Annotated in this window: 6 protein-coding genes; all 6 read left to right on the top strand. The window is 70.1% G+C overall.

Annotated elements, in window-relative coordinates; genetic code table 11:
* Positions 1-162 precede the first annotated feature (162 nt).
* The gene (icmF, locus tag AC08ON_RS00730; RefSeq protein ID WP_476605983.1) at positions 163-3,480 is read left to right on the top strand and encodes a fused isobutyryl-CoA mutase/GTPase IcmF; all 3,318 of its coding nucleotides are present in this window, start codon (positions 163-165) and stop codon (positions 3,478-3,480) included.
* A 190-nt stretch (positions 3,481-3,670) separates the two neighbouring features.
* Positions 3,671-4,177: a MarR family winged helix-turn-helix transcriptional regulator gene (locus AC08ON_RS00725; protein ID WP_476605984.1), complete on the top strand. Its 507-nt coding sequence runs from the start codon at positions 3,671-3,673 to the stop codon at positions 4,175-4,177.
* 41 nt (positions 4,178-4,218) lie between these two features.
* Positions 4,219-5,442, top strand: a complete 1,224-nt coding sequence (locus AC08ON_RS00720) for a cysteine desulfurase family protein (RefSeq protein ID WP_476605985.1) — start codon at positions 4,219-4,221, stop codon at positions 5,440-5,442.
* Positions 5,443-5,521: 79 nt separating this feature from the next.
* Positions 5,522-6,580: a tRNA 2-thiouridine(34) synthase MnmA gene (gene mnmA / locus AC08ON_RS00715; RefSeq protein ID WP_476616281.1), complete on the top strand. Its 1,059-nt coding sequence runs from the start codon at positions 5,522-5,524 to the stop codon at positions 6,578-6,580.
* Between the two features lie 90 nt (positions 6,581-6,670).
* Entirely contained in the window at positions 6,671-7,783 is a 1,113-nt protein-coding gene (locus tag AC08ON_RS00710) for a methionine synthase (protein WP_476605987.1), read from the top strand.
* Positions 7,780-8,574 (top strand): DNA ligase LigA-related protein (locus AC08ON_RS00705; RefSeq protein ID WP_476616280.1); only part of this gene is annotated, 795 nt, incomplete at its 3' end. The genes AC08ON_RS00710 and AC08ON_RS00705, both read left to right, overlap by 4 nt.

The following is an 8,574-nucleotide window of genomic DNA, read 5'->3' as shown; positions in this document are numbered from 1 at the left end:
GACAGCCCCACACTCGTATACGCGTATTTTCCGACTACTGGCTGGCAGCACCCGCTTCAGCACCTTGGCCGTGGTGGCATCTATTGCATGGATGTCCTACTATCGGGAAGCCAAGTGTTCTAGGCATCTCCGCCCGCCACATCGTCCCCGGGAGCCGCTTCGATGTCCTCCGACGCGATGTCCTCCGACAACCGGCACGAGCCGGCCGCCACGCTGCACACACCGGTTCATCCGGTCCGGATCGTGACGGCGGCCTCACTCTTCGATGGGCATGACGCGGCGATCAACATCATGCGTCGCCTGTTGCAGGCGCAGGGTGCCGAAGTGATCCATCTCGGGCATGACCGCAGCGTCGAGGAGGTCGTCACCGCTGCGATCCAGGAGGACGCCCAAGGGATCGCCCTGTCGTCCTATCAGGGCGGGCATGTCGAGTACTTCAGCTACCTCATCGAGCGCCTCCGTGCGCGCGGAGCCGGCAACGTCCGGGTCTACGGCGGCGGCGGCGGGGTGATCCTGCCGGCGGAGATCGACCTGCTGCACGCGCGCGGGGTCGCGCGCATCTTCTCCCCGCAGGACGGGCAGCGGCTCGGTCTCGCAAAGATGATCAATGTGATCATCGAGGCCTGTGACGTCGATCTGACGGAGGACGGGCCGAAGCTCGATGCGGTGGCGGCTGGTGAGCACGGCGCGCTCGCCCGGGCGATCACCGTGCTCGAGGCGGGCCGGGACCCGCGGCTCGCGGCGGCGCTGCAGGACGAGGCCGCCCGCCGCCCGCGGGTTCCGGTCCTCGGTATCACCGGCACGGGTGGTTCGGGAAAGTCCTCGCTCACCGACGAGCTGATCCGGCGCTTCCGCCTCGACCAGGGCGACAGCCTGCGGATCGCGGTGCTCGCCATCGACCCCAGCCGTCGGCGGGGCGGCGGTGCACTGCTCGGTGACCGCATCCGGATGAACTCCCTGGGTGATGGCACGGCAGGGAACGTGTTCTTCCGGTCCCTGGCGACGCGCACGGGGGGCAGTGAGGTTCCGGCTCCCCTGGCGGATGTGATCAAAGCCTGTCAGGTGGCCGGTTTCGATCTGGTGATCGTCGAGACGCCGGGCATCGGGCAGGGTGACGCGGCGATCGTTCCGTTCTGCGATGTTTCGCTGTACGTGATGACGCCCGAGTACGGTGCGGCCTCACAGCTCGAGAAGATCGACATGCTGGACTTCGCCGACGTGGTGGCGGTGAACAAGTTCGAGCGGCGCGGCGCCGAGGATGCCCGGCGTGACGTCGCCCGGCAACTGGTGCGCAACCGGCAGGCGTTCGACCAGTCCTGGGAGGATATGCCCGTCTTCGGCACCTCGGCCGCCCGGTTCCACGACGACGGGGTGACCGCCCTGTATCAGCACCTCGTCGGGCTGCTACGCAAACACGATCTGCACACCGTGTCCGGCTCGTTGCACCTGGTGCGTGGGCGGACCTCTACCGGCCTGACCACGGTCATTCCGTCCGCCCGGATACGCTATCTGGCCGAGATCACCGAGACGGTGCGGGGCTATCACGCCGAGACTGAGCGCCAGGCGCTGCTGGCTCGCCGTCGTGAGCATCTGACGACGGCCCTTGCGGCGCTGGCCGGCGCCAACACCAGCGCGGGTGCGGCGCCGGCGGAGCCCACCACCCTCGCCGTGCTGCGCGACGAGGCCGAAGCCGCCCTGGCCCCCTGGACGAGGGAGCTCCTGGCGCAATGGCCGGCGATCGTCGAGGAACGTCAGGGCGAGAAGATGACCTATCTCGTCCGGGGAACCGAGATCCACACCCCGCTGGTGCGCACCACGCTCAGCGGGACTCTGATCCGGCGGGTGGCGGTACCCGCTATCGACGACGACGCTCGCCTGATCCGCTTCCTGCGGCGTGAGAACCTGCCAGGGTACTTCCCCTTCACCGCCGGCGTCTTTCCGTTCAAACGCGCCGGGGAGGCCCCGGCGCGAATGTTCGCCGGTGAAGGTGACCCCTTCCGGACCAACCGCCGGTTCCACTTCCTCTCCGCCGGCTCGCCTGCGACCCGGCTGTCCACCGCCTTCGACTCGGTGACCCTCTACGGCCGCGATCCCGCGTCTCAGCCTGACATCTATGGCAAGATCGGCACGTCGGGCGTGTCGATAGCGACGTTGGACGACATGAAGGTCCTGTTCGCCGGGTTCGATCTGTGTGATCCGTCGACCAGCGTCTCGATGACCATCAACGGCCCGGCGCCGGCGATCCTGGCGATGTTCCTGAACGCCGCGATCGACCAGCGCTTGGACGCTTTCCGCGCCGAGCACGGCCGGGAGCCGAGCACGGACGAGGCCGCCGAGGTCCGGGCCCGCACGCTGGCCACGGTCCGTGGCACCGTGCAGGCGGACATCCTCAAGGAGGACCAGGGGCAGAACACCTGCATCTTCTCCACCGAGTTCGCGTTGCGGGCGATGGCGGACGTGCAGGAGTGGTTCATCGAACACGCGGTCCGGAACTTCTACTCGGTATCGATCTCCGGCTATCACATCGCCGAGGCCGGCGCCAATCCCATCAGTCAGCTCGCGTTCACCCTGGCCAACGGCTTCACCTACGTCGAGGCCTATCTGGCCAGAGGGATGCGCATCGACGATTTCGCCCCGAACCTGTCGTTCTTCTTCTCCAACGGGATGGATGCGGAGTACACCGTCATCGGGCGGGTGGCCCGCCGGATCTGGGCGGTGGCCATGCGGGAGCGCTACGGTGCCGCCCCCCGGTCGCAGATGCTGAAGTATCACGTACAGACGTCGGGCCGGTCGCTGCACGCGCAGGAGATGGCCTACAACGACATCCGGACCACGTTGCAGGCGCTGTGCGCGATCTACGACAACTGCAACAGCCTGCACACCAATGCGTACGACGAGGCTGTGACGACTCCTACGGAGAACTCCGTCCGCCGCGCGTTGGCCATCCAGATGATCATAGATCAGGAATGGGGACTCGCCGCCAACGAGAATCCCCTGCAGGGATCGTTCATCGTCGATGAACTGACCGACCTGGTCGAGGAGGCGGTGCTCGCCGAGTTCGAGCGGATCAGCGACCGCGGCGGTGTACTCGGCGCGATGGAGACCGGCTATCAGCGGGGACGCATCCAGGACGAGTCGATGCTGTACGAGCGGCGCAAGCACGACGGCACCCTGCCGATCATCGGGGTGAACACGTTCCTGCGGCCCGAGTCGGCCGGCACCGATCCCGACGCCGAGGGAGGCCCGATGGAGCTCGCGCGGGCCACGGAGGAGGAGAAGCAATCTCAGCTCACTCGGCTGGAGGAGTTCCACAGCCGGCACGGCGCCGAGGCGGGCGCCGCCCTGGAACATCTGCGGGAGATCGCCAGGAGCGGGGGGAACACGTTCGCGGCGCTGATGGAGGCGGTCCGCGTCTGCTCCCTCGGGCAGATCTCCCAGGCATTCTTCGACGTGGGTGGGCAGTATCGACGTAACGTCTGATTATGTCCCGGGTGGCGCCCGCCGTTACGTCGATCGGCGTTACGCTGGGCGCCGCGGCAATCTCCGGGTACGCATGAATCTTTGCCAGCGCGTCCGTCCTGGGGTGCAATGGACGCTGCCCGCCGCGACGGTCCCCGGCTGCCAGGTTGGGCGGGAACCGTCCCATGAAGTGCAGGAGCGTCGACAAGTCGTGGCCACCCCGAAACCGTTGCCAACCGACCCCATAGCGGAGGCCCATCGGCACTGGACCGCCCACGGCTGGGGGGCGGCAGCGGACGGCATGGCAGCGGTCACCTCCCTGATGCGGGCGCAGCAGATCGTCCTCGCCCGGGTTGACGAGGTCCTGCGCCCCCTCGACCTGACCTTCGCGCGCTATGAGCTGCTGATGCTGTTGATGTTCAGTCGGTCCGGAGCGCTGCCCCTCAACAAGATCGGAAGTCGGCTGCAGGTCCATCCGACCAGCGTCACCAGCGCGGTCGACCGGTTGGAGGCGAGGGGGCAGGTGCGGCGTACCCCGCATCCTACGGACCGGCGGGCGATTCTCGCGAAGATCACCGAGGAGGGTCGGGCCACTGCCATGGCCGCGACCGAGAAGCTCAACGACACCGTCTTCGCCGATCCCGGGCTGGGTGACGGCGGGGTGCGCAGACTCATCGACCTGCTGACCGATCTGCGCCGGGCCGCCGGCGACTTCTGACCGCGCGGTGTTCGGCCCGTCCGCGACTACCCTCTAGAGCTGTGACCTACCTCGACCACGGGGCGACGACGCCGATGCGACCGGAAGCGCTCGCCGCGTACACCGCGGTGCTCGCCGATACCGGCAATGCCTCGTCGCTGCATGCCAGTGGCCGCCGTGCCCGCCGCATCGTCGAGGAGTCCCGCGAGACGCTCGCCGGAGTGCTGGGCGCCCGTCCGTCCGACGTGGTGTTCACCGGAGGCGGTACCGAAAGTGACAACCTCGCGCTGAAGGGTCTGTACTGGTCACGCCGCCGGGCCGAACCGGGCCGGCGGCGGGTGCTGGTCAGCGCCGTCGAGCACCGGGCGGTCCTGGACACCGTCGACTGGCTCGGCCGGGCGCAGGATGCCGAGGTCGAGCTGCTCGCGGTCGATGCCGCGGGAACCGTGCGGCCGGACACCCTCGCCGCCGCCCTCGAACGGGATCCGGACTCGGTGGCCGTCGTGTCGGTGATGTGGGCGAACAACGAGGTCGGCACCGTTCAGCCGATCGCCGAGCTCGCGACGATCGCGCACCGTCACGGCGTGCCCTTCCACACCGATGCGGTGCAGGCGTTCGGCCAGATCCCGATCGCCGTCACCGACGAGGGCCCCGACGCCATCACGGTCAGCGCGCACAAGATCGGGGGGCCGATCGGTGTCGGTGCCCTGGTGGTGCGCCGGGGATTGGCGATGGAGCCGCTGACCCACGGCGGCGGTCAGGAGCGCGACATCCGGTCCGGAACGCTGAACACGGCCGGGGTGGCGGCGTTCGCGGCGGCCGCGGCGACGGCATGCGCCGAGGCGCCGCAGGAGAGCGTCCGGCTGGCGGCCCTGCGTGACGACCTGGTGCGCCGGGTCCGGGCGGAGGTCCCGGAGGCGGTGCTCAACGGCGCCCCGCTGCTCGGGGACGGCGGCGGTGGGGACGGCGGCGGTCCGGGACCGCACCGGCTGCCGGGAAACGCCCATCTGACCTTCCCCGGCTGCGAGGGAGACTCGCTGCTGATGCTGCTCGATGCCCGGGGGATCGAGTGTTCCACCGGCTCGGCCTGCTCCGCTGGAGTGGCGAGGCCGTCGCACGTGTTGCTCGCGATGGGAGTGGATGAGACACACGCCCGCGGATCGCTGCGGTTCTCCCTCGGGCACACCTCACGGGCCTGCGACATCGACGCGCTGGTCGCGGCGATCGGGCCGGTCGTCGAGCGGGCGAGCCGCGCGGGGGCGCTGGCCGGCATGAGCGGCTCCTGAGAGGCGATGCCCATGATGCCTTGCTCCCGTCCACGTGGTTCTCTGAGGTTCGGCGGAGATTCGGGGAGGTGATGGTCTGATGCGGGTGCTCGCCGCGATGTCCGGCGGGGTCGACTCCGCCGTCGCCGCCGCCCGGGCGGTTGACGCCGGTCACGACGTCACCGGGGTGCATCTGGCGTTGTCGCGCTCGCCGGAGTCGGACCGGACCGGAGCCCGCGGCTGCTGCACCATCGAGGACGCCCGGGACGCCCGGCGGGCCGCCGACATCCTCGGCATCCCGTTCTACGTCTGGGATCTCGCGGACCGGTTCGAGACCGACGTCATCGAGGAGTTCGTCGAGTCCTACGCAGCCGGTCGCACGCCCAACCCCTGCGTGCGCTGCAACGAGCGCATCAAGTTCGCGGCCGTACTCGACAAGGCCCTCGCGCTCGGCTTCGAGGCCGTCGTCACCGGGCACCACGCCCGGCTCGATCCGGACGGCACCCTGCGCCGCTCGGTGGATCCGGACAAGGACCAGTCCTACGTCCTGGGAACGCTGCGTCCCGAGCAGCTCGCCGCCGCGCGGTTTCCGCTCGGGGATTCCACCAAGGCCCAGGTACGGGTAGAGGCGGCCGAGCGTCGCCTTGCCGTTGCGGACAAGCCGGACAGCCACGACATCTGTTTCATCTCGCACGGGGACACCGGTGGCTGGTTGCGCGAGCGGCTCGGCCCGCGGCCGGGTCCGGTCATCGATGCGACGACCGGGCAGACGCTCGGGCACCATGACGGCGCCTACGCCTTCACCGTGGGTCAGCGTCGCGGGCTGAAGCTCGGGCGGCCGGCCTCGGACGGCCGGCCGCGCTATGTGCTGGACATCTCCCCGGTGACGTCGACGGTCACCGTCGGACCGGCCGAAGCGCTCGACGTGCGCCGGCTCGTGGCGGACCGGGCCGTCTGGCCGCACGAGAGGGCCGTGTCATGCCTGGCCCAGGTGCGGGCGCACGGCGGGGTGGTACCGGCGGTGGCGCAGGCGCGCGACGAGGAGCTCGTCGTGACACTGACGACGCCGGTCCGCGGCACGGCCGCAGGCCAGGCAGTGGTGCTGTACGACGGTGACCGGGTGCTTGGCGGAGGGCACATCCGCACCACCGGTGGTTAGCCGGGCGCCCGGTCGGTGGGCCGTTGACGGAGTGGGCGTGGAGCGGGCGTGGCCGGGGATCTCCCGCGGGCTCCCGGAGGATGTCAAGACATGAGTACTGACGCTGCACGGATGTGGCCGCCCGGCGCGGCCACCGGGGTGGGCTCGCTGCCGGGAACGGATGCGGCCCAGGCCGTCAAGCTGGTCTTCGACGAGCTGCCGGACCTGCCGCATCTGCCCGAATTGCCGGCCAGGGGACCCGGGGGTGCGATGGTCGGGCGGGCGGCGGCGATCCTCGTCGACATGCCGGTGGACCTTCAGCCGGCTGGCTGGCGGCTGGTTCCCCGACCCGGCCTGGACCTGCGCCGGTCACGGGATCTGCTCGAACGCGACCTGGACGCGCTGACGGAGGTCGCCGCCGACTACGCGGGATCCTTCAAGATTGCCGTGACCGGCCCGTGGACGCTGGCTGCCGAGCTGGAGCTTCCCCGCGGGCACAGGGCGTTGTCGGATACCGGCGCCACCCGTGACATCGCCGACGCACTGACCGCGGGGCTCGTCGAACAGGTCGAACAGATCGCCCAGCGGGTCCCGGGGGCGCGGATCCTGGTCCAGCTCGACGAGCCGTCGCTGCCGGCGGTGCTCGCGGGCCGGATCCGCACTCCGAGTGGGTTCTCGGTGCTGCCCGCCGTCGAGGAGGGCTTGGTTGTGGAGCGGCTGCGGATCCTGCTCGGTGGCCTGCGGGCGCTGCCGGCGACCGTTGGAGTCGGGGTGCACTGCTGCGCTCCCGCGGTGCCGCTGGCGGCGTTGCGCGCGGCGGGTGTGGACTTCGTCGGTCTCGACGTCACCGCGCTTACCCGGGCCGAGGACGACGCTGTCGGCGAGATCGTGGAGGCCGGCGTGCGGCTGATGGCGGGTCTCGTCCCCACCAGGCCGATTTCACCGGCCGCGCCGATTTCACCGACTGGACCGACTGGACCGGCCGCACCGGCTGGTGCAGCCGGACGGGCTGTCTCGGCCGCACCGAAGTTGTCGGATGTCCGCCGTACGGTCGAACCCGTCATCGCACTGTGGCGCCGGTTGGGATTCCGGCCCGAGCAGCTCGGAGAGGTGGTCGCCGTGGCGCCGACATGTGGCCTGGCGGGCCTGGGAACGGACGATGCCAGGACGGTGATGCGCCACTGCCGGAAGGCGGGGCGGGTCCTGGTCGACGCACCGTCGTGAGCGCGACGGCCGGTACGGCCGACGAATCCGGCGTGGCCTCGGCGGTGGCTTCGGCGGACGAGCGGGCCCGCGCCGCCAGCCTCGCCCGCGAGCTCGACGAGCACGCGTACCGCTACTACGTGCTCGATTCCCCGACGATCTCCGATGCCGAGTACGACCGGTTGATGGCGGAGCTCGCCGTGCTGGAGGAGCGGCATCCCGACCTGCGCACACCGGACTCGCCGACGCAGAAGGTGGCCGGCTCCTACTCGACCCTGTTCACCCCGGTCGAGCATCTCGAACGGATGCTGTCCCTGGAAAACGTCTTCGACGACGACGAGTTCCACCAGTGGGCGGCGCGCGTGGCCCGGGAAAGCGAGGTCGACGCCTGGCTCTGCGAGCTGAAGATCGACGGGCTTGCCGTGGACCTCGTCTACGAGGACGGTTACCTGGTGCGTGCCGCGACGCGCGGCGACGGCCGGACGGGGGAGGACATCACTCCCAACATCCGCACCCTGGCGAGCGTGCCGGTGCGGCTGCGCGGGCCGCGGGTGCCCGGGCTGCTGGAGGTGCGGGGCGAGGTCTTCTTCCCGACCGCGAAGTTCGCCGAGCTCAACGCCGGGCTGGTGGCCGCGGGGGGCAAACCGTTCGCGAACCCGCGTAACGCCGCGGCTGGATCCCTGCGGCAGAAGGATCCCCGGGTCACCGCCACCCGGCCGCTGGAGATGATTGTCCATGGCCTGGGCGCGCAGCGCGGCTTCGAGGTCACGTCCCAGTCGGCGGCCTATGCCCGCTTCGCGGAGCTCGGGCTG

This window comes from Frankia sp. CoWAU3 (assembly GCF_977971855.1).
Note: the sequence above shows the minus strand (reverse complement) of the source record. Positions and strands in the feature narration are given on the sequence as shown.